Source organism: Streptomyces sp. NPDC096132 (genome assembly GCF_044763345.1).
In the GTDB taxonomy this organism is placed as follows: Bacteria; Actinomycetota; Actinomycetes; order Streptomycetales; family Streptomycetaceae; genus Streptomyces.
Genome location: NZ_JBIWGA010000011.1, coordinates 322,879 through 345,497, shown reverse-complemented (window position 1 = coordinate 345,497; position 22,619 = coordinate 322,879). Strand labels below are relative to the sequence as shown.

22 protein-coding genes and 1 pseudogene are annotated in these 22,619 nt (G+C 71.4%); 13 read left to right on the top strand and 10 right to left on the bottom strand.

Annotated elements, in window-relative coordinates:
* Positions 1-150: 150 nt before the first annotated feature.
* Positions 151-879: a lysophospholipid acyltransferase family protein gene (locus tag ACIRF9_RS26720; protein WP_403827116.1), complete on the top strand. Its 729-nt coding sequence runs from the start codon at positions 151-153 to the stop codon at positions 877-879.
* A 43-nt stretch (positions 880-922) separates the two neighbouring features.
* Here the strand turns inward: ACIRF9_RS26720 and ACIRF9_RS26715 are convergent, their stop codons facing one another.
* The 4 genes from ACIRF9_RS26715 to ACIRF9_RS26700 all read right to left on the bottom strand — a co-directional run bounded on the left by ACIRF9_RS26715 (position 923) and on the right by ACIRF9_RS26700 (position 4,816).
* Complete coding sequence (locus ACIRF9_RS26715) at positions 923-1,498, bottom strand: transglutaminase domain-containing protein (protein ID WP_403827114.1); 576 nt, start codon at positions 1,496-1,498, stop codon at positions 923-925.
* Between the two features lie 71 nt (positions 1,499-1,569).
* Positions 1,570-2,640 (bottom strand): threonine aldolase family protein, encoded by a 1,071-nt coding sequence (locus ACIRF9_RS26710; protein WP_403827113.1) that lies wholly within the window; start codon positions 2,638-2,640, stop codon positions 1,570-1,572.
* Positions 2,637-3,383: an SDR family NAD(P)-dependent oxidoreductase gene (locus tag ACIRF9_RS26705; RefSeq protein WP_403827159.1), complete on the bottom strand. Its 747-nt coding sequence runs from the start codon at positions 3,381-3,383 to the stop codon at positions 2,637-2,639. Before ACIRF9_RS26705 ends, ACIRF9_RS26710 begins: the two co-directional genes overlap by 4 nt.
* 35 nt (positions 3,384-3,418) lie before the next feature.
* Entirely contained in the window at positions 3,419-4,816 is a 1,398-nt protein-coding gene (locus ACIRF9_RS26700) for a DUF6421 family protein (RefSeq protein WP_403827111.1), read from the bottom strand.
* 272 nt (positions 4,817-5,088) lie between these two features.
* Between ACIRF9_RS26700 and ACIRF9_RS26695 the strand changes: the two genes are divergently transcribed.
* Entirely contained in the window at positions 5,089-5,772 is a 684-nt protein-coding gene (locus tag ACIRF9_RS26695; RefSeq protein WP_403827109.1) for a glycerophosphodiester phosphodiesterase, read from the top strand.
* A 17-nt stretch (positions 5,773-5,789) separates the two neighbouring features.
* Here the strand turns inward: ACIRF9_RS26695 and ACIRF9_RS26690 are convergent, their stop codons facing one another.
* Positions 5,790-6,329, bottom strand: a complete 540-nt coding sequence (locus tag ACIRF9_RS26690) for a GNAT family N-acetyltransferase (protein WP_403827108.1) — start codon at positions 6,327-6,329, stop codon at positions 5,790-5,792.
* Positions 6,330-6,403: 74 nt separating this feature from the next.
* Here ACIRF9_RS26690 and ACIRF9_RS26685 point away from each other — a divergent pair, with 74 nt between their 5' ends.
* Both ACIRF9_RS26685 and ACIRF9_RS26680 read left to right on the top strand, forming a co-directional pair.
* The gene (locus ACIRF9_RS26685) at positions 6,404-6,796 is read left to right on the top strand and encodes a VOC family protein (RefSeq protein WP_403827107.1); all 393 of its coding nucleotides are present in this window, start codon (positions 6,404-6,406) and stop codon (positions 6,794-6,796) included.
* Between the two features lie 223 nt (positions 6,797-7,019).
* Positions 7,020-7,784 (top strand): VOC family protein, encoded by a 765-nt coding sequence (locus tag ACIRF9_RS26680; protein WP_403827106.1) that lies wholly within the window; start codon positions 7,020-7,022, stop codon positions 7,782-7,784.
* A 33-nt stretch (positions 7,785-7,817) separates the two neighbouring features.
* Here ACIRF9_RS26680 and ACIRF9_RS26675 read toward each other — a convergent pair whose 3' ends face one another.
* Positions 7,818-8,363: a MarR family winged helix-turn-helix transcriptional regulator gene (locus ACIRF9_RS26675; RefSeq protein WP_403827105.1), complete on the bottom strand. Its 546-nt coding sequence runs from the start codon at positions 8,361-8,363 to the stop codon at positions 7,818-7,820.
* Positions 8,360-10,075 (bottom strand): FUSC family protein, encoded by a 1,716-nt coding sequence (locus tag ACIRF9_RS26670; RefSeq protein ID WP_403827103.1) that lies wholly within the window; start codon positions 10,073-10,075, stop codon positions 8,360-8,362. Before ACIRF9_RS26670 ends, ACIRF9_RS26675 begins: the two co-directional genes overlap by 4 nt.
* Positions 10,076-10,241: 166 nt before the next feature.
* Between ACIRF9_RS26670 and ACIRF9_RS26665 the strand changes: the two genes are divergently transcribed.
* The 5 genes from ACIRF9_RS26665 (at position 10,242) to ACIRF9_RS26645 (ending at position 14,394) form a co-directional block, all read left to right on the top strand.
* Positions 10,242-10,808 carry a DUF5134 domain-containing protein gene (locus ACIRF9_RS26665; protein ID WP_403827101.1) on the top strand — a complete coding sequence of 189 codons (567 nt, stop codon included), beginning with the start codon at positions 10,242-10,244 and terminating at the stop codon, positions 10,806-10,808.
* Positions 10,809-10,889: 81 nt separating this feature from the next.
* Positions 10,890-11,822 (top strand): M56 family metallopeptidase, encoded by a 933-nt coding sequence (locus ACIRF9_RS26660; protein ID WP_403827099.1) that lies wholly within the window; start codon positions 10,890-10,892, stop codon positions 11,820-11,822.
* 206 nt (positions 11,823-12,028) lie between these two features.
* Entirely contained in the window at positions 12,029-12,700 is a 672-nt protein-coding gene (locus ACIRF9_RS26655; RefSeq protein ID WP_403827098.1) for a phosphatase PAP2 family protein, read from the top strand.
* A gap of 113 nt (positions 12,701-12,813) precedes the next feature.
* On the top strand, positions 12,814-13,527 hold the full coding sequence (locus ACIRF9_RS26650; RefSeq protein WP_403827096.1) for an HAD family hydrolase: 714 nt from the start codon (positions 12,814-12,816) through the stop codon (positions 13,525-13,527).
* Positions 13,528-13,701: 174 nt separating this feature from the next.
* Complete coding sequence (locus ACIRF9_RS26645) at positions 13,702-14,394, top strand: TetR/AcrR family transcriptional regulator (protein WP_403827094.1); 693 nt, start codon at positions 13,702-13,704, stop codon at positions 14,392-14,394.
* Here ACIRF9_RS26645 and ACIRF9_RS26640 read toward each other — a convergent pair.
* The gene (locus tag ACIRF9_RS26640; protein WP_403827092.1) at positions 14,382-15,884 is read right to left on the bottom strand and encodes an LVIVD repeat-containing protein; all 1,503 of its coding nucleotides are present in this window, start codon (positions 15,882-15,884) and stop codon (positions 14,382-14,384) included. The genes ACIRF9_RS26645 and ACIRF9_RS26640 overlap by 13 nt on opposite strands.
* Before the next feature lie 178 nt (positions 15,885-16,062).
* Here ACIRF9_RS26640 and ACIRF9_RS26635 point away from each other — a divergent pair, with 178 nt between their 5' ends.
* Entirely contained in the window at positions 16,063-16,701 is a 639-nt protein-coding gene (locus ACIRF9_RS26635; RefSeq protein WP_403827090.1) for a DUF305 domain-containing protein, read from the top strand.
* Between the two features lie 60 nt (positions 16,702-16,761).
* Here the strand turns inward: ACIRF9_RS26635 and ACIRF9_RS26630 are convergent.
* Positions 16,762-16,905 (bottom strand): annotated as a pseudogene (locus ACIRF9_RS26630) (amino acid ABC transporter substrate-binding protein); the annotation flags it as partial.
* A gap of 109 nt (positions 16,906-17,014) precedes the next feature.
* Here ACIRF9_RS26630 and ACIRF9_RS26625 point away from each other — a divergent pair.
* The 3 genes from ACIRF9_RS26625 (at position 17,015) to ACIRF9_RS26615 (ending at position 21,176) form a co-directional block, all read left to right on the top strand.
* On the top strand, positions 17,015-18,238 hold the full coding sequence (locus ACIRF9_RS26625; RefSeq protein ID WP_403827088.1) for a serine hydrolase domain-containing protein: 1,224 nt from the start codon (positions 17,015-17,017) through the stop codon (positions 18,236-18,238).
* A gap of 132 nt (positions 18,239-18,370) precedes the next feature.
* Positions 18,371-19,720, top strand: a complete 1,350-nt coding sequence (locus ACIRF9_RS26620) for an FAD-dependent oxidoreductase (protein ID WP_403827086.1) — start codon at positions 18,371-18,373, stop codon at positions 19,718-19,720.
* An 88-nt stretch (positions 19,721-19,808) separates the two neighbouring features.
* Positions 19,809-21,176, top strand: a complete 1,368-nt coding sequence (locus ACIRF9_RS26615) for a nucleobase:cation symporter-2 family protein (RefSeq protein ID WP_403827084.1) — start codon at positions 19,809-19,811, stop codon at positions 21,174-21,176.
* A gap of 76 nt (positions 21,177-21,252) precedes the next feature.
* On the opposite strand, the gene ACIRF9_RS26610 is transcribed toward ACIRF9_RS26615, so the two are convergent.
* On the bottom strand, positions 21,253-22,554 hold the full coding sequence (locus ACIRF9_RS26610; protein ID WP_403827082.1) for a PHB depolymerase family esterase: 1,302 nt from the start codon (positions 22,552-22,554) through the stop codon (positions 21,253-21,255).
* Positions 22,555-22,619 lie beyond the last annotated feature (65 nt).

Genomic DNA, 22,619 nt, shown 5'->3' with positions numbered 1-22,619 from the left:
AGTGACGAGGATCTCGTCGCCATGGGGCACGAGGACTTGGCCCCCGGCCGTTCTTCGGGCACGATCTGCGAGATGCCGTAAACCTACGGCTGCGTAACTTTGCCCGAGGGGGGATCCCCTCACGGGCAGAAGGAAGGGTCCGCCGCGCCCATGGCAGAGCTTGTCTACCGTCCCGCCGTCGGCCTCGCCCTGACATTGTTCAAGGCCTGGGATCTCAAGATCGACTGCAAGGGGTCGGAGAACATCCCGCGCTCGGGTGGCGCCGTGCTGGTGAGCAATCACATCAGCTACCTCGACTTCATCTTCAACGGTCTGGCCGCGCTCCCGCAGAAACGTCTCGTTCGCTTCATGGCGAAGGAGGCCGTCTTCCGCCACAAGGTCTCCGGTCCGCTGATGCGGGCGATGAAGCACATCCCGGTGGACCGCAACCAGGGCGACGCGGCCTACCAGCACGCGCTGGACTCGCTGCGGTCGGGAGAGATCGTCGGGGTCTTCCCGGAGGCGACCATCTCGCAGTCGTTCACGCTGAAGAGCTTCAAGTCGGGCGCGGCGCGGCTCGCGCAGGAGGCCGGCGTCCCGCTGGTCCCGATGGCCGTGTGGGGGACGCAGCGGCTGTGGACCAAGGGTCACCCGCGCAACTTCAAGCGCAGCCACACCCCGATCACGATCCGCGTCGGCGAGGCGATCGAGGCCTCCAAGGACAAGTACGCGGGTGCCCTCACGCGCCAGCTGCGCGAGCGCGTCCAGGAGCTCCTGGAGGCCGCCCAGCGTGCCTACCCGGTCCGCCCGAAGGACGCGCACGACACCTGGTGGATGCCGGCCCATCTGGGCGGCACCGCGCCGACCCCGGAGCAGGTGAAGGCCGCCGAGGCCCACTGACGCCCGCCTCCCGCGCCCCCGCACCGGGGGCGCACCATCACGGTCATGACAGCGCGGCCGGCAGCGTCTTCCACAGATACGGCCGGTCCGGCGCGGCCTTGAGCACGCTCAGCACCGCTGGGTGCGGTGCCGCGTACAGCACGGGGTGGTCCAGCTCGCCCGCCTCCACGTCGGGGACGAAGGCGAGCCGTTCGCCGTCCAGGGAGAACCGCGCGTCCACGCCGGGTTTGTTGCCGCGCGGATCCTGGCGGTGCCAGGCGCCGTTGAAGCGGACGGCGACCAGGCCGTGCACCACGTCGAACTTCTGGTAGCACAGCGCCGTCGGGATGTCCTCGCACCGCAGCAGCGCGGCCAGCGCATGAGCCTTCGCGTAGCAGATACCGGTGCCCTGTTCCAGCACGTCGGAGGCTCGCCAGGTGACCTGCACGGCGCCGGAGTCCTGCGAGTGGGGAATCGTGTCACGCACGAACTCGAACGCCAGCCGCGCATAGTCATACGAGTCAACGGCCTTCTTCGCCAAGCGTGCGGCCGTTTCCCGGACGCGCGGATGGTCGTGGTCGATGACGTCGTCAGCGGCCAAGTAGGCGGACAGGTCAGGGTTCTCCTGGATCAGCTCCATGGCGTCAGAGCATAGAAACGCGATCACCCGACGTCAATGAATTTTCGGGTGACCGCATATCTATGCAGACGCTAGTGCGCCATCTCCTCCTTGACGGCCGCGACGAACGCGTCCACGTCCTCCTCGGTGGTGTCGAACGCGCACATCCAGCGCACGACGCCCGCGGCCTCGTCCCAGAAGTAGAACCGGAACCGCTTCTGCAGCCGCACGCTCACGTCGTGCGGCAGCTTCGCGAAGACCCCGTTGGCCTGGACCGGGTGGAGGATCTCCACCCCGTGCACCGCGCGCACGCCCTCGGCCAGCCGCTGGGCCATCTCGTTGGCGTGCCGGGCGTTGCGCAGCCACAGGTCCTTGGCGAGCAGGGCCTCCAACTGCACCGACACGAAGCGCATCTTGGAGGCGAGCTGCATGGACAGCTTGCGCAGGTGCTTCATGTGGCTGACGGCGTCCTGGTCGATGACGACGACCGCCTCGCCGAACAGGGCGCCGTTCTTCGTCCCGCCGAGGGAGAGGATGTCGACGCCCACCGCGTTGGTGAACGTCCGCATGGGCACGTCCAGGGAGGCGGCCGCGTTGGCTATGCGGGAACCGTCCAGGTGGACCTTCATGCCGCGCGCGTGGGCGTGGTCGCAGATCGCGCGGATCTCGTCGGGGGTGTAGAGGGTGCCCAGCTCCGTGCTCTGGGTGATCGAGACGACCTGCGGCATGGCGCGGTGCTCGTCCTCCCAGCCCCAGGCCTGCCTGTCGATGAGTTCCGGGGTGAGCTTGCCGTCGGGCGTGGGCACGGTGAGCAGCTTGAGGCCGCCCATGCGCTCGGGCGCGCCGCCCTCGTCCACGTTGATGTGGGCGCTCTCGGCGCAGATCACCGCGCCCCAGCGGTCGGTGACCGCCTGGAGCGCGACGACGTTGGCGCCGGTGCCGTTGAAGACCGGGAACGCCTCCGCCGTGGCGCCGAAGTGGCTGCGGACGATCCGCTGGAGGTTCTCGGTGTAGTCGTCCTCGCCGTACGCGACCTGATGGCCGCCGTTGGCCAGGGCCAGGGCGGCCATCACCTCCGGGTGGGCCCCGGCGTAGTTGTCGCTGGCGAATCCTCGGACTTCCGGGTCGTGGTGGCGGCGGGCGTCGGTCTTGGGAGGGTTCACGGCTTCTCGGTGAGCCACAGACGCTGTCCGTTCACTTCGGGGGCGGGCTTGTCCCAGACTCCGGCGATGGCCTCGGCCAGGTCCGTGACGTCGGTGAAGCCCGCGAACTTCGCGTTGGGCCGCTCCGCGCGCATCGCGTCGTGCACCAGCGCCTTCACCACCAGGATGGCGGCCGCGGAGCTCGGGCCCCCGGCGCCGCCGGCCTTGCGGAAGTAGTCGGCCAGCGCGAGCGTCCAGGCCTCGGCGGCGGCCTTGGCCGCGGCGTAGGCGGCGTTGCCCGCCGTGGGGTTGCTGGCGCCCGCGGCGCTGATCAGCACGTACCGGCCGCGCTCGCTGGCCTGCAGCGCCTCGTGGAAGGCGAGGGAGGTGTGCTGCACGGTCTTGACGAGCAGCAGCTCCAGCAGGTCCCAGTCGTCGAGGCTGGTCTTGGTGAAGGTCTCGCTGCCGCGCCAGCCGCCGACGAGGTGGACCAGCCCGTCGACCCGGCCGAAGTCCTTCTCCACACGGGCGGCCCACTCACGGGTGGAGTTGAGGTCGAGCAGGTCCACGGTGTCACCGGTGACGGTGGCGCCACCGGCTTCGTAGCGGGCGTGGTCGACGGCCTCCGCCAGGCGCTCGGGGTCGTTGTCCGAGCCGACGACGGTCGCGCCCTGCTGGGCGAGCTTCAGCAGCGCCGCGCGTCCGGCGGGTCCGCCCGCGCCGGCCACCGCGATCACCGCACCGTTGAGAGCGCCGTTCCCCATCCTTGCCTCCTGCTGAGCGGTGTTCGTACGGTCGCTCACGCGGCGACCCTCTCGGCACTGTCCGCCGTGATGCCCCGGGTCGAGGCGATCACGTTCTTCAGCTTCTTGGACAGTGCCTCATAGAACATGCTCAGCGGAAACTCGTCCGGAAGCACGTCATCCACGAGTTTGCGCGGCGGCTGCGTCAGGTCGAGGGCGTCGGGACCCTTGGCCCACCGGGAGCCCGGGTGCGGGGCGAGGTAGGTGGAGACCAGCTCGTAGCCGGCGAACCAGTGGACGAGCTTCGGGCGGTCGATGCCGTCGCGGTAGAGCTGCTCGATGTCGGCGCAGAGCTGGTTGGTGACCTGCGGGGCGCGCTGCCAGTCGATGTGCAGCTTGTTGTCGGTCCAGCGGACGACGTCGTGCTTGTGCAGGTAGGCGAAGAGCAGCTGGCCGCCGAGGCCGTCGTAGTTGCGCACCCGCTCGCCGGTGACCGGGAAGCGGAACATACGGTCGAAGAGCACAGCGTACTGCACGTCACGGGCCTGCGGGACGCCGTCGGCCTCCAGCTTCACGGCCTCCTTGAAGGCGGTGAGGTCGCAGCGCAGCTCCTCCAGGCCGTACATCCAGAACGGCTGGCGCTGCTTGATCATGAAGGGGTCGAAGGGCAGGTCGCCGTGGCTGTGGGTGCGGTCGTGGACCATGTCCCACAGGACGAAGGCCTCCTCGCAGCGCTTCTGGTCGTGGACCATGGCGGCGATGTCCTCGGGCAGTTCCATGCCCAGGATGTCGACGGCGGCGTCGGTGACGCGGCGGAAGCGGGCGGCCTCGCGGTCGCAGAAGATCCCACCCCAGGAGAAACGTTCCGGCGCCTCACGGACGGCGATGGTCTCCGGGAAGAGCACGGCCGAGTTCGTGTCGTAGCCGGACGTGAAGTCCTCGAAGGTGATGCCGCAGAACAGCGGGTTGTCGTAGCGGGTGCGCTCCAGCTCGGCCAGCCACTCCGGCCAGACCATGCGCAGCACGACCGCCTCGAGGTTGCGGTCCGGGTTGCCGTTCTGCGTGTACATCGGGAAGACGACCAGGTGCTGCAGGCCGTCGGCGCGGTTCGCGGCCGGCTGGAAGGCCAGCAGCGAGTCCAGGAAGTCCGGCACCTCGAAGCCGCCCTCGACCCAGCGGTGCAGGTCCTTCACCAGGGCGCGGTGGTAGTCGGCGTCGTGCGGGAGCAGCGGTGAGAGCCCCTCGACCGCCCCGATCACCTCATGGACGGCCCGCTCGGCCTCCACGCGCTCCGGCGCGCCCTCACCCTCGAAGTCGATCGCCCCGTCCTTGGACTGCCAGGGGCGGATCCGCTCCACGGCATCCTTGAGCACGGGCCACGCCGGGTGCTCCACCACCCTCGTCACGGGAGGAACCCGCTCCCCCGTCGCCGCCTGCACAAGAATTTCCGTCATGTCCCATCCTCCACGGGAGAACCTCGCGTATGGACACCGTATGCATATGAGGTTTCCTCCAGCAAGTGGGGCCACGGGAAATTATCCTGCCCACCCGCATCTTCACGGCAGTTTTTCCTGTCGGACATGGGGGGAGTGACTACTTCCGCTACGGCTGGGTAGAGGCGGTGAGCCCCTTGATCTACACGTGTCCATGGATGGCCCCGGGCGGTTAGGCTGCGAACTTCTCCACCCCCCGCCTCCACCCGCAGTCGACGGAAGCGAGTCCCGTCTTGAACTTCCTCACCATCGGTCATCGCGGCGTGATGGGCATCGAGCCCGAGAACACCCTGCGCTCCTTCGTCGCCGCCGAGGAGGCCGGCCTCGATGTGATCGAACTCGATCTGCATTTGAGCAAGGACGGCGCCCTCGTGGTCATGCACGACCCCGATGTGGACCGCACGACGGACGGGACGGGTCCCATCGCGGACCAGACGCTCGCCGAGCTCAAGACCCTCGACGCGGGGCGCGGGGAGCGGGTGCCGGTGTTCGAGGAGGTCCTGGACGCGGTGACACTGCCGCTGCAGGCCGAGATCAAGGATGTGCAGGCGGCGCGGGCGCTGGCCGAGGTGATGCACGCCCGGGACCTGGTGGGGCGGGTGGAGGTGTCCTCGTTCCACGACGAGGCGGTCGCCGAGATGGCCCGGCTGGTGCCCGGGGTGCGCACCGCGCTGATCGGCAGCCGCTACGGCCTCGACATCGTTGCCCGGGCCGTGGACGCCGGAGCCACGACCGTGTGTCTGAACCTGCGGCGCCTCACCCTGGAGATCGTCGAGGAGGCCCGCAGACGGGATCTGCGGATCATCGGCTGGGTCGTCAACACCCAGTTCCAGCTGCGGCTCGTACGCGCGCTGGAGCTGGACGGCGCGACCACCGACTACCCGGAGATCAGACGGACGGGCCGCTTCACGGCCTGAGCCGACCCGGGCCGGGCTCAGGCGAGCGGCTTGACCAGCAGCTCGAACTGCAGGTCGTCGCGCTGCGGGATGCCGAAGCGCTCGTCGCCGTACGGGAACGGCGTCATCCGTCCGGTACGGCGATAGCCGCGGCGCTCGTACCAGGCGATGAGGTCGTCGCGCACGGAGATCACGGTCATGCGCATCTCGGTGGCGCCCCAGATCTCCCGGGCCTGCCGCTCGGCCTCCGCGAGGACCGTCCTGCCCAGACCGCCGCCCTGGGCCGTGGGGCTGACCGCGAACATGCCGAAGTACGCGTGGTCACCGCGGTGTTCGAGCTGGCAGCAGGCGACGATCCGGCCGCCCTGCTCGACCGTGAGCACCCGGCCGTCGGCCGCCTCGATGATCTCGAGCACGCCCTCGGGGTCGGTCCGCTGCCCCTGGAGGATGTCCGCCTCCGTGGTCCATCCGGCCCGGCTGGATTCCCCGCGGTAGGACGACTCGACCAGCGCGACCAACGCGTCCACGTCGGCGTCGGTGGCATCACGGAAGGTGATTGCGGTGGCGGCGGTGTCCATGCGGGCGATCTCCGGTGTGTGGCGCGGCTGGGACTCGCACGAGGGTAACCCCGCGCCCATTAGGCTCCGGCCGCATGGTGCACGTACTCAGCAGTAGGACCCTTCTCCGCCCCACCGACCCCGAGCGCTCGCGTTCCTTCTACGGCGAGCAGCTGGGCCTGGCCGTCTACCGCGAGTTCGGTACGGGGGCGCAGCGCGGGGTCGTCTACTTCCTCGGCGGCGGTTTCCTGGAGGTCTCGGGCCGGTCGGAGACGCCGCCCGACCCCGCCGTACGGCTCTGGTTGCAGGTCGCGGACGTGACGGCGGCGCACGAGGAGCTGCGGGCGAAGGGGGTCGGGATCGTGCGGCCGCCGGTGAGGGAGCCGTGGGGGCTGGTCGAGATGTGGATCGAGGATCCGGACGGCACGCCGATCGTGCTGGTGGAGGTGCCGGCGGATCATCCGATCCGGTATCGGCCGGGGATCTGAGGGCGCGGTGCGGTGAGCGGCGCCTGCCGGCTCGGTGCGGGCCGGCTGACGGCGGGTGCGGGTGCGTTGTGGCTGGTCGCGCCCACGCGGCGGAGCCGCAAAATCGATACAGCCCCGCGCCCCTGGGGACCTTGTCGGCAGCCTCGCTGACCGCGTGAGCGGATGCCGGGCCGGGGGGACGGGCTTAGCGTGCTGGAGGGGTCCCCTTTTCGGGAGGAACGCCATGAAGCTCGACGTGCCCGTGCCCGGCGGGCCCTGCTGGGCCGAGCTGGGGACCGGTGATCTGGAGGCGGCGAAGCGGTTCTACGCGGAGCTGTTCGGCTGGCGGGCGGAGACGGATCCACGGCAGGAGGCCGGCGGCTACACCGTCGCGCACCTCGGCGAGGCGGCCGTCGCCGCGCTGAGCCCCCTGTACCAGGAGTCGCAGCCGTGCGCCTGGAACGTGTCGTTCGCGGTGACCGACGCCGATGTCAGCGCCCGGCTGATCACGGAGGCCGGCGGCAAGGTGCTGGTGGGCCCGATGGACGTGTTCGACGTGGGCCGATTCGTGGTCGCCCTCGACCCGGGCGGTGCCGCGTTCCAGTTGTGGCAGGCACGGACCTTCCCGGGCGCGGGGCTGTTCAACGCGCCCGGCTCGCTCGGCTGGGTGGAGCTGCTGACCCGTGATCCCGACCGGGCGGAGACCTTCTACACGACGGTGTTCGGCTGGACCGTGAGCTCTTCGGAGAACTATCTGCAGTGGGGCGTCGGCGGTGCCGACTTCGGCGGCATGGTGACGATGGACGACAAGTTCCCGCCCGAGGTGCCGCCGCACTGGCTGCCGTACTTCGCGGTGTCCGATGTGGACGCCTCCGCGGCGACGGCGACGCAGTCCGGCGGCACCGCGCTGATGGAGCCCACCTCCGTGCCGGACGGTCCGCGGATCGCGGTGCTGCGGGATCCGCAGGGCGCGGTGTTCGGGGTCTACCGGGCGGGTGACGAGGGGTGAGCGTGGGCGGCTGAGGAGCGAGCCGCCACGGGCTCAGGCCTTCAGCGCCTGCATGTGCCCTTCCAGGCGGCTCAGCAACTCGCCGAGCAGATCGGCCAGTTCGCCCTGCCGGTCACCGTCCAGGGCGGACAGTACGGCGCTCTCGTAGGCGAGTTGCTCGGGGAGGATGCCGTCGACGAGGTCACGGCCTGCGTCCGTGAGGCGGAGGTGGGCGACGCGGCGGTCGCGGGTGTCGCCCCGGCGTTCCACCAGGCCGCGCTCGGTGAGCTGTTTGAGGCGCTTGGTGACGGCGGCTCCCGAGGAGAACGTCTCGCGGGCCAGTTCGCCGGGGGTCAGTTCGTGGCCGGTGCGGCGCAGCGCGCCGAGCAGGTCGAACTCGGGGCGGCTCAGGCCCGCCCGGCGCAATGGCGCGTCCTCAGCCTGCTGGAGCAGGGCGGCGCAGCGGTTGACGCGGCCGATGATCTCCATGGGCCCGGTGTCGAGGTCGGGCCGCACCGCCTGCCACTGCCCCACCACCGCCGCGACGGTGTCCCTCCTCGCCCCGTCTCCGGCCGCCGCTGGTCCCCGCGTCGCCGTCATCGCCGTACGCCCTCCGCTCTCGTGGTCGCGTCCCGGCCCAGGAGCAGACCCTGGTGCCGTACCGTCGCCGCGAGCGTACGGTGTCCGGACTGCTCGGCCGCCACGACCCGCTCCTCGGGCAGGGCGCGCCGCCACCACTCGCCGTACGCGGCGTCGGCGGTGGCGCGCAGGTCGACCAGGGCCGCGGCGAGGGCACGGCGGGCGGGCTCCAGGGCCGCGGCGGAAGCGGAGTGCGGCTGTGTCACGAGCCGCGCGGCGTGGTCGCGGGCCTGCGACACGGCCGTCAGGGCCCGCTCCAGGCGGTCGCCGGACCGGCGGTTGGTGACGGCGAGGGCGGCGACGAAGCCGACGACCGCGCCGACGAACGTGTCCACCAGCCGCTCGGTGATCAGCCGGCCGGCGTCCTGGTAGTGGGTGAACTCGGTGATGAGCAGGGCCATCGGGGTCACACAGACGCTGCCGAGCCAGTAGTTGCGGCTGATCAGCGCCTCCGCGCCGAAGTTGAGGGCGAGGCAGACCAGGACCAGGGCCGCCTGGTGGAGGTGGGCGAGCGGGACGAGCGCCGCGAAGGCGAGGACGCCGACGAGATTGCCGACGACGCGCTGGACGGCACGGTTCCAGGTGAGGATGACGTTCGCCTGGTAGAGGGAGGCGGCGGTCACCAGCGCCCAGTAGGGGCGGCCGATACCGAGGGCGAGCGAGGCGTATCCGGCGAGGGCGCAGCCGAGGGCGGTGCGGGCCGCGATCGGGGCGAGCGGGCCCAGCCTGCGCCACAACGACGGCCGTACGGTGGCCAGTTGGACGTCGATGCCGAGGAGTTCGTCGTCATCCAGGAGGTCGTCCGGGTGCGGGACCGGGCCGGTGCCGCGCAGGGCCCGGTCCCAGGTGCGCAGCCGTTCCGGGTCGGCGTCGGCGGGGGCGGCGAGCGTCACCTCGGCGCGGACGAGCAGCCGCTCCAGGGCGCGGTGGGTCTCCTCGCGGCGGTCCGTCGCCGGGGTTGTTCCGCCGCGCGCTGGACTTCCGGCGTGGGCCAGGCTCTGGGCCCGGCTTCCCGTGCGGGCCGCCAGAAGGGTCTGCCAGGCCGCGTGTACGGCGGCGGCCGCGGCGGCCCGGGCGCGGCCCTCGGCCGGACCCTGTGTCGCGGCGTACGCGGCGGCCGTGTGCAGGGCGTGGGCGGTGGCCCGGCGCTCCGGACCGTGCGGGCGCACCAGCCCCGGTGCCATGCCGATCAGCCAGGCCCAGGCACCGGCGGCCGTCGCGAGCCCGAGATGGCCGGGGAGCTCGCCGAGCGTCTGCGGCACGAACAGGGCGGCGGAGGTGACGAAGGTCAGGACGACGTTGGCGGGCGGCCCGAGGCGGGTGGCGTCGCAGAGCACCTTCTGCGCGGCCGCGAGCAGCGCGCCGACGGTGACCAGGACGACCGCGTCCGTGGTGAGCGCGGCCGCGAGCAGGGCGACCGCCAGGCCGCCGGTCATGCCCAGGACCACCCCGGCGAGGACCCGGGCGCGGGCCGCGTAGGGGCGGTTGTGGGCGTACAGGGCGCACAGGGACCCAGCCATCGTGTACACCGCCAGATCGAGACGGCCGAGCGCCAGCAGGGTCAGGTTCGGCGGGGCGACCGCGGCGACGACGCTCAGAGCGGGCTTGAACCAGATGTCGGAGGGACGGCCGAGGCGCAGCACGCCGGCCAGCGGGAGGCGGGGTCCGGGCATACCCATTAATTTAGCATGTGTTTTACTCGTGAAATATATAAGGGACGTCCCTGCTCACCTGCCGTGCTCCCTCGAATGCCCCCCGTGTACAACCTTGCGCTTGCGTGCGCGCCGCGTGCCGTGGGCATCGCACCCCTCGACGTCACCGTCGAGCGGGGAGGTGCACGTGCACGGACCGGCTTCGCCCGGCTGGCTGCTCGTCGCGCTGTGTGCGGCGACCGGGGCCTACTGCCTGCTGCGGATGCGCAGCAGGGTCGAGGAGCAGCGCCGGGCCGCGGGCGGCGAGGCGCTCATGGGCTTCGGGATGGCCGTGATGGCGGTGCCCACGACGGTCTTCACCCCGCCCTCGTGGGCCTGGCCCGCCTATACGGCGGTGTTCGGCGCGGCCGCGCTGCGGGCGCTGTGGGCGGCCCGCGGGGGCGGCCACCATCTGCATCACCTGGTGGGGGCCTCGGCCATGGTCTACATGGCGGCCGCGATGGCCGCCGCCCCCGCCGACCCGCATGCACACGGCGGCCCCGCCACGGGCGTCCCGCTCCTCACGGGCGTCCTGCTGCTGTACTTCACCGGGTACGTCCTCCTCTCCGGGGCACGGCTGCTGCCGGTCGCGGGGACTGCCGGGACGGCCGGGACGCCCGGGACCGCCGTCGCCTGGAGCGACCGGCCCGAGCTGGCGCGGGCGTGCCGGCTGTCGATGGGGATCGGGATGCTGGCGATGCTGCTGACGATGTGATCCCAACTCAGCCGTGGCCTGCGTCACTTTGGCGCGACAAGCCGTACCCCTGAGCGGTGCGCCGCTCATAGGGTGCTGCTCATGATGGTCCCCGCGGTCCTGCTGCTGCTCGGCGCCCTGACCGCCGTCGGAGCGCCCCGGCTGCTCGCCCGGGCCGACTGGCCGGACCGTGAACCGGTGGTCGCGCTGTGGGCCTGGCAGTGCGTGGTGGCGGCGGTCCTGCTGTGCTGTGCGCTGTCGATGACGCTCAGCGCGGCGGCGGCCTGGCAGGCGGTGCGCGGTCATGTCTTCGCGCCGGCCCCGCGCGGGGTCGCGGAGGCCTACGCGCTCGGCCCGACCGGGCCCTGGGCTGCGGCGACCGCCGTGGCGCTCGCCTGCGGCGGGCTGTGGAGCGGGGCGATGCTGGTACGGGAGGTGGCGCGCGCCCGGGCGAGGAGCCGGTCACGCCGGGCCGAACTGCGGCTGCGCGTCCCGCTGTTGCCGGGCGAGGAGACGAGGGGACGGCTCGTCGTCCTGGAGGGCGAGCGGCCGGACGCCTGGTGGCTGGCGGGCGCCGCGCCCCAACTGGTCGTCACCACGGCCGCGTTGCGTCGGCTGAAGGGACGTCAGCTCGATGCCCTGCTCGCACACGAGCAGGGGCACGCGCAGGCGCGGCACGACTGGCTGCTGCACTCGTCGTCCGCGCTGGCCACCGGGTTTCCGCAGGTGCCGGTGTTCGCGGCGTTCCGTGCCGAGATGCACCGGCTGGTCGAACTGGCCGCCGACGACATGGCCTCCCGCCGCTTCGGCCGGCTCACCACCGCGCTCGCCCTGGTCGAACTCAACGAGGACCGCGGGGTGTTCGGCCCCTCCCCCACCCCGCAGGCCCATGTCCCACAGCGTGTGCACCGGCTGCTCACACCCCCGGACCGGCTCACCGCGGCCCGCAGACTGCGCCTGACGGCGGCGGCCTCACTGGTGCCGGTGATCCCCGTGCTGGTGGCGCTGGTCCCGGGACTGCGGGCACTGGGCTGAGACCCGCCAGGCGTGCGGCGGTCCGGGCACGCAGGGCTGCCCCCAGGACACCCGCCGGGCCACCAAGACACCCTCTGGGACGCCCGAGGCGATCTCCGAGCCACGCGGGGGCGATCCACCGGCCGCCCGAGACGTTTCCCCGAACCTCCCCTCCCCACACCTCCCCGGGTTGGCCTCGGGCCCCCCAGGTCGGCGAGGATCACATCATGCACACCCCGTCCGTCGACTCCCCGCCCCGTCCTCCCGCACTGCGCACGGCCCTCCGCGTCGCGACGGCTCTCGGTCTGTGCTCGGTCCTCCTCCTCGTCCTGGTCGCGGCCGAGTGGCACCCCCTGATCTCCATGGACGGCGACGTCTCCCGCACCACCCACCGCTGGGCCCTCGCGGACCCCGACGTCACCCAGGTCTGCAGAATCCTCACGGACTGGGTGTGGGACCCGGTGACGATGCGTCTGCTGGGGGCCGCGGTGGCGGTGTGGCTGGTGTGGCGGCACGCCGCCTGGTGGACGGCGGGCTGGCTGGTCGTCACGTCGGCGGTGGGCACGCTGATCCAGCAGGGCCTGAAGGCCGCGGTCGGCCGGCACCGCCCGGCCTGGCCCGACCCGGTCGACTCCGCCCACTTCGCGGCGTACCCCTCCGGGCACGCACTGACCGCCACGGTGGTGTTCGGCCTCCTGCTGTGGCTGCTGCACCGGCACGGCGTGGGCCACGCCGTGTGGCGTACGGCGGTGGCGGTGGCGGCGGTCTCCGTCGTGGGCGTGGGACTGACCCGGATCTGGCTGGGCGTGCACTGGCCCTCGGACGTCCTCGGCGGCTGGCTCCTGGGTGCGGCACTGGTGGCCCTGGCGATCGCGGCCCAGCTCCGGTGGCGCCCGTGAGGCCGGGATCGTACGGCTATGTGGGCCGGAGGACATCCGGCGAGCCGTCGCACCCGGCACCGAGGGCCGCGTGGTGACCCCACAAGATCCGCCGGGTTCCTAGGATCGACGGCATGACTGCCGTTCTGTTCGACTTCTCCGGGACCCTCTTCCGTGTCGAGACCGCCGAGTCCTGGCTGCGTGCCGTGCTCGCCGAGGCCTGCCTCGCGCTGCCCGAGGAAGAGCTGGCCGAGCTGGCGCGGGCGCTGGAGACGGCCGGTGCGCTGCCGGGTGGGGCGGCACCCGTGCGGGTCCCCGAGGAAGTGGCGGGGGTGTGGCGGGTGCGGGACGAGAGCGCCGCGTCGCACCGGGCCGCGTTCACCGGGCTGTCCCGTCAGGTGCCGCTGCCGGACCCGGGTCTGCACGACGCGCTGTACGACCGGCACATGACACCGGCGGCCTGGGCGCCGTACCCCGATGCCCTGGACGTGCTGAGCGGGCTGCGGGAGCTGGGGGTCGGCGTGGGTGTGGTCAGCAACATCGGCTGGGATCTCCGGCCCGTGTTCCGGGAGCACGGGCTCGACCGGTTCGTGGACGCGTACGTGCTGTCGTACGAGCACGGGGTGCAGAAGCCGGACCCGCGGCTGTTCACGGTGGCCTGCGAGGCGCTCGGGGTCGATCCGCGCGCGGCCCTGATGGTCGGGGACGACCGGCGGGCGGACGGCGGGGCGGCGGCGCTGGGCTGCGGAGTGCACTTCGTGGACCATCTGCCGGCGGCCGAGCGGCCGGACGGGCTGCGGCCGGTCCTGGACCTGGTGGGCCGACGCCCGGACTCTCCCGGTCGTTAGCCGGAACACCGCAGGTCGGTAGCCCGAGGCCACCATCGGGGCGGAAGCGCGCCCACTCTGGACGATCCCCCGCGTCGCCCAGAGCAGGCGGCACCCCGGCCCCGCTCCGTACGGAGCTGTCCGGGATGCCCTGAGTATAGTTGGCTGATAGCCAGTCAACGCAGGAGTTACAGGATGTCCCCGCGCAGCGCCTCGGTCAATGAAGAATTGCGGCGCCGTTCGCGGGAGCGGCTTCTGCAGGCGGCCCTCGAGCTGGTGAGCGAGCGCGGCTACGAGGCGACGACGCTCGGCGACATCGCGGACCGGGCGGGCTCGGCCCGGGGTCTGGTGTCGTACTACTTCCCCGGCAAGCGCCAGTTGGTGCAGTCGGCCGTGCACCGGCTGATGCACCGTACGCTGCAGGAGGCGCTGGAGCGGGAGCCGCACACCGAGGACGGCCGGGAGCGGATGGCACGGGCCATCGACGCGATCCTGGGGCTGGCCCGGGACCGTACGGTGCTGATGCGCCAGCACATGGCCGGTCTGCTGCAGGCCGAGGGGTTCGTGCGGTGTCCGGAGCAGCAGCGGCTGGCCGAACTGCTGCGGGAGACGGCCGTCCGGCACGGTTCGCAGGACGTGGACCACGACTACCCGATGCTGCGTTCGCAGCTGATGGGCGCCGTCTACGCGATGGTGCTGCCCAATGTGCCCCTGCCGCTGACGACGCTGCGGGCCGAACTGTTCGAGCGCTACCGGCTCGACTGGGAGATGGGGGTCCCGCCGGACGCCGAGGCGCCCGGCGGGAGATGTGACACGGATCTGTCGCGCTTCTTCGCGACGGACCCGCCCACCGGAGTTCCGTCGGACCGGTCGGATCAGTCGAAGTAGTCCGGCTGGGTCTGGACGTTCAGCTCACGCAGGTGAACCCGCTTCGCCGGGTCCGTGCGCCGGTCACCGATCTTCAGCACGTCGAAGCCCTTGGCGATGTCGTTCGAGTAGATGTAGCCGTTGTAGTAGTACGCCGACCACGAGCCGCCGACCCGCAGCGCGTCGGTGGCCAGGGGGCCGCGCTCGAAGTAGGCGATCTCCTTCGGGTTCGAGGAGTCGGTGAAGTCCCAGACGGACACGCCGCCCTGGTACCAGGCCTGGACCATGAGGTCCTTGCCCTTGACCGGGATCAGCGAGCCGTTGTGGGCCACGCAGTTCTCGGTGTCCGCCTGGTGGCGGGGGATCTTGTAGTAGCTACGGAAGACCAGCTTGCGCTTGTCGCCCTTGCCGACGATGTCGTAGATGCCGTCGGCGCCGCGGTTCGGGCCGATGGCCGCGTTGCAGGTGGCCGCGCCGCCGCCGCCCAGCTCGTCGGTGAAGACGACCTTGTTCGCCTTCTGGTTGAAGGTCGCCGAGTGCCAGAACGCGAAGTTCACGTTGTCCTGGACCTGGTCGATGACCTTCGGGTTCTCCGGGTCCTTGATGGAGAACAGGATGCCGTCACCCATGCAGGCGCCGGCCGCGAGGTCCTTCTCCGGCAGCACGGTGATGTCGTGGCAGCCGGTGGTCTTGGACACGCCCGGGTTGGTGGGCGAGCCGGGGTTGCCTCCGCCGTCCGGGCCCTCGCCCGGGAAGAGGACGGGGAAGCTCACGACCGCCGCGGTCTCGGGCGCCTTGCGCGGCACCTTGATGACCGAGATGCCGTCGTGCGGCGGCTGGCAGTCGGGGTAGGTGGCGCTGGGCGAGTACGAGGAGACGTAGATGTAGACGTTCTTGCGCTCGGGCACCAGGGTGTGGGTGTGCGAGCCGCAGGCGGTCTCCACGGCGGCGACGTACTTCGGGTTCGCCTTGTCGCTGATGTCGAAGACCTTCATGCCCTCCCAGGAGGACTTCTCGGTCGCGGGCTGCGTGGTGCTGTTGCAACTGCTGTCGCTGCGCGAGGAGTCGGTGGAGAGGAAGAGCAGGTCTCCGGAGACGGATATGTCGTTCTGCGAGCCGGGGCAGAGCACCTGGGAGACGGTCTTCGGGGCCTTCGGGTTGCTGATGTCGAAGATCCGGAAGCCGTCGTAGTTGCCGGCGAAGGCGTACTTCCCCTGGAAGGCCAGGTCCGAATTGGTTCCGGCCAGCGCGTCCTTGGGGATGTTGGTGACGTGCTCGATGTTGTCGGAGTGGACGATCTCGTCCTGCCCGGGTACCTCGCCGTCGGCGATCGCCGCGGCCACCTCGGCCTGCGCGCTCCGCGAGACCTCGCGCTGCGCGGCCGGGCCGTCCCCGGGGTCGGGGGTCGCGGCCGCCGGCACCGCTGTGAGCAGCGCGGCCAGGAGCCCGGTACAGGCGGCGGCAATTCCCAGCCGTCTGCGCCGCGTTCGGGGATCGTTCAACAGGGTCACTGCGTCCTCCCTCGTAGCCGTTCGCTGTGGAACGGTTCACGGTCCCCTGAAGTATCGTCTTCATCATGCACATATCAAAGGCTGGCAACGCACTCGTAATGAATCTTTCCGGTCGTTAGTGCGAAGATCCATAAGTGGAAGCTCCAGGTCCTCAACCCGCCTGCCCCAGGAGGCCGTTGTGCCCATCCGCCGCGCATCCCTCGTCACCGCGGCCGCGTTGCTCGTGCTCGCCCTCGCGGGCTGCGACTCCGGGACGGAGGACACGTCGGGTGCGGCGAGCGGCCCTTCGGTGATCGCGCCGGGCAAGCCGGGTGAGGCGAACCGGACGCTGTCCGCCCAGGACGCGGCCGAGCAGCGCGCCGAGGACGACACACCCAACTCGGCGGACGTGTCGTACGCCCGGATGATGATCCAGCACCACGCCCAGGCCCTCGTGATGACCGAACTCGCCCCGAAGCGGGCGGAGTCGGCCGACCTCAAGCGCCTCGCCCTGCGCATCTCCGCCGCGCAGGCACCGGAGATCGACGCCATGAAGGCCTGGCTCGAGACGTACGACAAGGCGGAGACCGGCGACTCGCACGACCACACGGCGATGCCCGGCATGGCGACCGAGGCCCAGCTGAAGAAGCTGCGCGCGGCGCACGGGAAGGCCTTCGACAGCCTCTTCCTCACCTTGATGATCACGCATCACGAGGGCGCGATCACCATGGCCACGGACGTCAAGGCGCAGGGCAACAACCTGCGCATCGAGGAGATGGCGGACGACGTGGTGGCCCAGCAGACGAGTGAGATCACCCGGATGCAGGCGATGCTCTGACCGGCATCTTCCGCTCAGTCGGACTCCGTGCTCTCCCAGTCGGCGTGGAGGGTTCCGAAAGCGATCACGATCGGGTTCCGCCGGATCTCGATCGACGACCTGGATCGCCGTCCGAGCCCATTGCCAGACGCTGATGCCCGGCATGCGGGAGAACCGGATCCGCCCGCGGGTGCCTTCGACTGCCACGCGCGGCATGCAGTCGGATGGCCGGATGGTAACGGTATCCACGGGCCGCGCCGGGGGGATATCCCCCGTTCCGATCCTGAGGTGCGCCGGATCGCGTCCTTTCGGAGGGCGAAACTAGCGTTCAGCCATGACTTCGGCTCTCCGCAAGCGCCTCGCCCTGACAGTCGGTGTCGCCACGCTGCTCGCCACCGGGGTGACCACCGCCGTCGCCCGACCCGCCGGCCCGTCCCCTGTGGAGCGGTTGCGCCAGGACACCGAGGCGATCCACGCCCTCGGTGTCAGCGGCGTGCAGGCCCGTGTGATCGCGCCTGACGGTCGGCAGTCGGTCGCCACCAGCGGCGTCGCCGATCTGAACACCGGCCGCCCGGTCCCGTCCGACGGCTACTTCCGCATGGCCAGCACCTCCAAGACGCTGGTCGCCACCGTGGTCCTCCAGCTGGAGGCCGAGGGCAGGCTGTCCCTGGACGACACGGTCGACCACTGGCTGCCAGGAGTGGTGCGGGGCAACGGCAACGACGGCAGCCGGATCACCCTCCGCCACCTGCTCCAGCACACCAGCGGCATCCCCGACGACCTGCCCGGATACACCACGCCGGAGGAGTACTACCAGCAGCGCCACGACGTCTACGGCCCGGAGCAGCTGGTGGCCCGCGCCATGGCCCACGCGCCGGACTTCCCGCCCGGCGAGGGCTGGGAGTACTCCAACACCGGCTACGTCGTACTCGGCATGATCATCCAGAAGGCCACCGGTCACCCCGCCCACCGGGAGATCGAGGAGCGCGTCCTGCGCCCGCTCGGCCTCGACCGGACCCGGTGGCTGGGCACCTCGCCCACCCTCCCCCGGCCGCACGCCCGGGCCTACCAGCTCTTCGGCCCAGGTTCCCGGGTGGACGTCACCGACCAGATACCGGTGGACCCCGAGAATCTTTCGTGGGTCACGACCACGCGGGACGAGAACCGCTTCCTCCGCGCGCTGCTGGCGGGCCGCCTGCTACCGACGCGACAGCTGGCCGAGATGAAGCAGACCGTCCCCGTGAACGCGGAGGTCCAACAGCTGTGGCCCGGCGGCCGCTATGGTCTCGGCCTGGTCGAACGCCCCCTGAGCTGCGGCGGAACCTACTGGAGCCACGAGGGCGGGGACGGCGGCTGGATCACCCTCAACGGCGTCACCGACGACGGCAGGCGAAGCGCCGTGGTCTCCATGTCCGAGGCGCGCGGCGACACCCTGGAACACATCCTGGACCAGGAGAACGCGGCCGCCGCCCTGATCGACCACGCACTGTGCGCCGGGGGCGCCGGCACCCCGCCAGAGGGATCAAGGAAGGACGCTTCCAGCGTGCACGCAACGTGATCTCGTGATCACATTCCATACGAACGGACACGCGCACGCGTCAAGCCCTCGGCACCCTGTCGGCTGTGCACCGGCGGTGCGATGCTGGAGGCACCAGCGATCTCCTCCGTCGCGCGGGTAAGGAGTTCCGCCGTGCTGCGTGTCGCCGTCGTCGGCTCAGGGCCGAGTGGGGTCTACACGGCCCAGAGCCTGATCCAGCAGGACCCCGAGGTGCTCGTCGACGTCCTGGACCGGCTGCCGTGCCCGTACGGCCTGGTGCGGTACGGCGTCGCCCCGGACCACGAGAAGATCAAGAGCCTCCAGCAGAACCTCCGGACGGTGCTGGAGCACGAGCGGGTGCGCTTCCTCGGCGGGGTCGAGGTCGGCGCGGGCGGGGTGCCGGTCGCCCGGCTGCGCCAGCTGTACCACGCGGTGGTGTACTGCGTGGGCGCGGCGGCCGACCGTCGGCTGGGCATCCCCGGTGAGGAGCTGCCGGGCAGCTGGTCGGCCACGGAGTTCGTGTCCTGGTACAGCGCCCACCCGGACGCCGTCGGCGAGGGCTTCCTGCGGGGCGCCCGCTCGGCGGTGGTGATCGGCGTGGGGAACGTCGCGGTGGACGTCACCCGGATCCTGGCGCGCGGCACGACCGAGCTGAGCCCCACCGACATGCCCCAGTCGGCGCTGACCGCGCTCTCCGCGAGCGGGGTCACCGAGATCCACACGGTGGGCCGGCGCGGCCCCTCCCAGGCCCGTTTCACCACCAAGGAGCTGCGGGAACTCGGCGCGCTGCCGGACACCGACGTGATCGTGGACGAGGCGGAACTGGCCCTCGACCCGGCCTACGGCGACCCGTCCGGGCTGCCGGCGGGGCAGCGCCGCAACGTGGAGGTGCTGCGCGGCTGGACGGCCCTGCCGCCGCGGGACGTACGGCGGCGGATCCGGCTCCGTTTCTTCCTGCGGCCCGTCGAACTGCTCGCCGACGGAGGCCGGGTGGGCGCGGTGCGCTTCGAGCGGACCGCGCCCGACGGGCACGGCGGGGTCACCGGCACCGGCCGGTACGAGGACGTCGAGGCGCAGTTGGTGCTGCGCTCGGTGGGGTATCTCGGGGTGCCGCTGGAGGGGCTGCCGTTCGACCCGGAGCGGGGCACGGTGCCGCATCTCGGCGGGCGGGTGCTGCGCGCGGGCGCGATCGCGCCGGGCGAGTACGTGTCGGGCTGGATCAAGCGGGGCCCGACCGGGGTCATCGGCACCAACCGGCCGTGCGCGAAGGAGACGGTGACCTCGCTGCTGGAGGACACCCCCGTCCTCGTGCGGAGTCCGGTCCCCGAGGATGCGCTGCCGCTGCTGCGGGCCGCCGGGGCCGAGCCGGTCGGATGGGACGGATGGCTGGCGATCGAGCGGGCCGAGGCGGAGCTCGGGGCCTCGCTGGGGCGGGGTGTGGTGAAGCTGCCGGACTGGGGTGCGCTGTGGGCGGCTGTGGGCCGGGGGCGGATCGCTGGTTAGCGCGGCGGCAACACGGGGGAAATCAACATTCTGTGTAAGCGTCGTACCCTCTCGTGCTGTTCGCATGTCGCCCCGCTCTGGAGTGCCCATGGCCACGACCGCGCCCGTTCATCCCGTCGACGAGGTGCCCCCCGTACGCCAGTTGACCGCCTTCGGCCTGCAGCACGTGCTCGCGATGTACGCGGGTGCGGTGGCCGTGCCGCTGATCGTGGGCGGGGCGATGAAGCTGCCGCCCGCCGATCTGGCGTATCTGATCACGGCCGATCTGCTGGTGTGCGGTATCGCCACGCTGATCCAGTGCGTCGGCTTCTGGCGCTTCGGTGTGCGGCTGCCGATCATGCAGGGCTGTACGTTCGCGGCCGTGTCGCCGATGGTGCTGATCGGCACGACGGGCGGCGGGCTGCCCGCGATCTACGGGTCGGTGATCGTGGCGGGGCTCGCGATCGTGCTGCTGGCACCGGTGTTCGGCAGGCTGCTGCGCTTCTTCCCGCCGCTCGTCACGGGCACGGTCATCCTGGTCATCGGTCTCTCGCTGCTGCCGGTCGCCGGCAACTGGGCGGCGGGCGGGGTCGGTTCGAAGGACTTCGGGGAGCCGAAGAACCTCGCGCTGGCCGCGTTCGTGCTCGCGGTGGTGCTGGGCGTGCAGCGCTTCGCACCCGTGTTCCTGAGCCGGATCGCGGTGCTCATCGGCATCGCGGTGGGGCTCGCGGTCGCGGTGCCGTTCGGGTTCACGGACTTCGGCGGGGTCGGTGACGCCGACTGGCTGGGAATCAGCACCCCGTTCCACTTCGGCGCGCCGACCTTCGAGGCCTCGGCGATCGTCTCGATGCTGGTCGTGGCGCTGGTGACGATGACGGAGACGACCGGCGACCTGATCGCGGTCGGCGAGATGACCGGACGCAAGGTCGAGCCGCGCTCGCTCTCCGACGGCCTGCGCGCCGACGGCCTCTCCACCGTCCTGGGCGGCGTCTTCAACACCTTCCCCTACACGGCGTACGCGCAGAACGTCGGCCTGGTCGGCATGACCCGGGTGCGCAGCCGCTGGGTCGTGGCGACCGCCGGCGGCATCCTCGTCCTGCTCGGACTGCTCCCCAAGCTGGGCGCGGTGGTCGCGGCGATTCCGGCCCCGGTGCTCGGCGGCGCGGGTCTGGTGATGTTCGGGACGGTGGCCGCGAGCGGTCTGCGCACGCTGGCCCGGGTCGACTTCCAGGACAACCACAACCTCACCGTGGTCGCCGTGTCCGTGGCCGTCGGCATGCTGCCGGTCGGGGTGCCGACGGTCTACGAGAAGTTCCCCGACTGGTTTCAGACGATCATGAACAGCGGCATCAGCGCGGGTTGCCTGACGGCGATCGCGCTCAACCTGGTCTTCAACCACCTACCGGCGAAGGGCGGTTCGACACCCCGGACGGCGACACCGCCCACCGGTGGCGGGGACCGGGCAGAGGCCGCGTAAGCCTCCAGGGCTCTCCGCGCGGGCCGGGCGTCCCGCGCGGAGAGCCGAGTTCAGCCGGAGGTGGACCGTCCGTATCTCAACCGACCGTGCAGACGGCCCCGTTGAGCGTGAACGCACCCGGCGCCGCGCTGTTGCCCGTGTGATTCGCCTGGTAGCCGATGCTGACGCTCGCGTTCGGGGCGATGGTGGCGTTGTACGACGCGTTCGTCGCCGTCACCGCCCCGGCGGCCGGGGTGTACGTGGCGCCCCAGCCGTTGGTGATGGTCTGGCCGGAGGGCAGGGTGAAGGCGAGCTGCCAGCCGTTGACCGTGGTGGTGCCGGTGTTGGTGAGGGTCACGGAGGCGGTCAGACCGGTGTTCCAGGCATTGGTGGTGATGGTCACCTTGCAGCCGCCGGGCTGGGGCTGGGGCGCCGGGCCACCGCTGTCGAGACCGAAGAACGTGAGCACGCGGGCCGCCATCCCGTACGTGTACAGGTTGTGGCCGGTTCCCTGGAGGCTGATCGCCTCCACCGGGGCCCGGTCACCGGTGCCGCCGTAGCGTGTGCGGGTCCAGCCCGACTGCGGCGCGTCCGTGGCGGCCGGCGTCTGGCCGAGGCCCTGCACGTTCGTCCATTGCTTGATCTCCTCCCCGAAGTTGGGGTACCGCAGGACGTCGTCCTCGGTGCCGTGCCACAGCTGCATGCGCGGCCGGGGGCCGGTGTATCCGGGGTAGGCGGCGCGGGCGAGGTCGCCCCATTCCTGCGCGGTGCGGATCACGGTGCCGCCGGAGCAGGCGCTGTTCCACTCGGAGCCGTCGGTGGTGGCGAAGCAGCCGAAGGGAACGCCGGAGAAGGCGGCTCCCGCCGCGAAGACGTCCGGGTAGTCGCCGAGCAGGACGTTGGTCATCATCGCGCCGGAGGAGATGCCGGTGGCGTAGACCCTGCCGGTGTCGGCGGCGTAGTTCGCGGTCACCCAGTCGACCATGGACCTGATGCCGACGGGATCGCTGCCGCCGCCGCGCCGGAGCGCCTGGGGCGAGGAGACGTCGAAGCACTTGCTGCTGCGGGTGACCGACGGGTAGACCACGATGTATCCGTACTGGTCGGCCAGCGTGTCGTACTCGGTGCCGTTGTACATGTCCGGGCCGGACCCGGTGCACCAGTGCACGGCGACGAGGACGGCCGGGTGCGCGGTGACGCTCGCCGGCACGTAGACGTACATCCGCAGACCGCTGGGGTTGGTGCCGAAGTCGGTGACCTCGGTGAGGGTGGCGGTCGGGACGGGGGCCGCGGCCTGTGGACGGGCCGCGGCGGCGGGGGCGGCGAGCAGGGCCGCGACGAGCAGGAGCGCGAGGGCTCCCCCCAAGGAACGCAGCGCTCTTCGTAAGAAGTCGGACACGTGCTTGTCCCTTTCTGGTGGGGGCTCGGGGGACGTCGTACGTGGAGTCCGCCTCGCATGGTGGC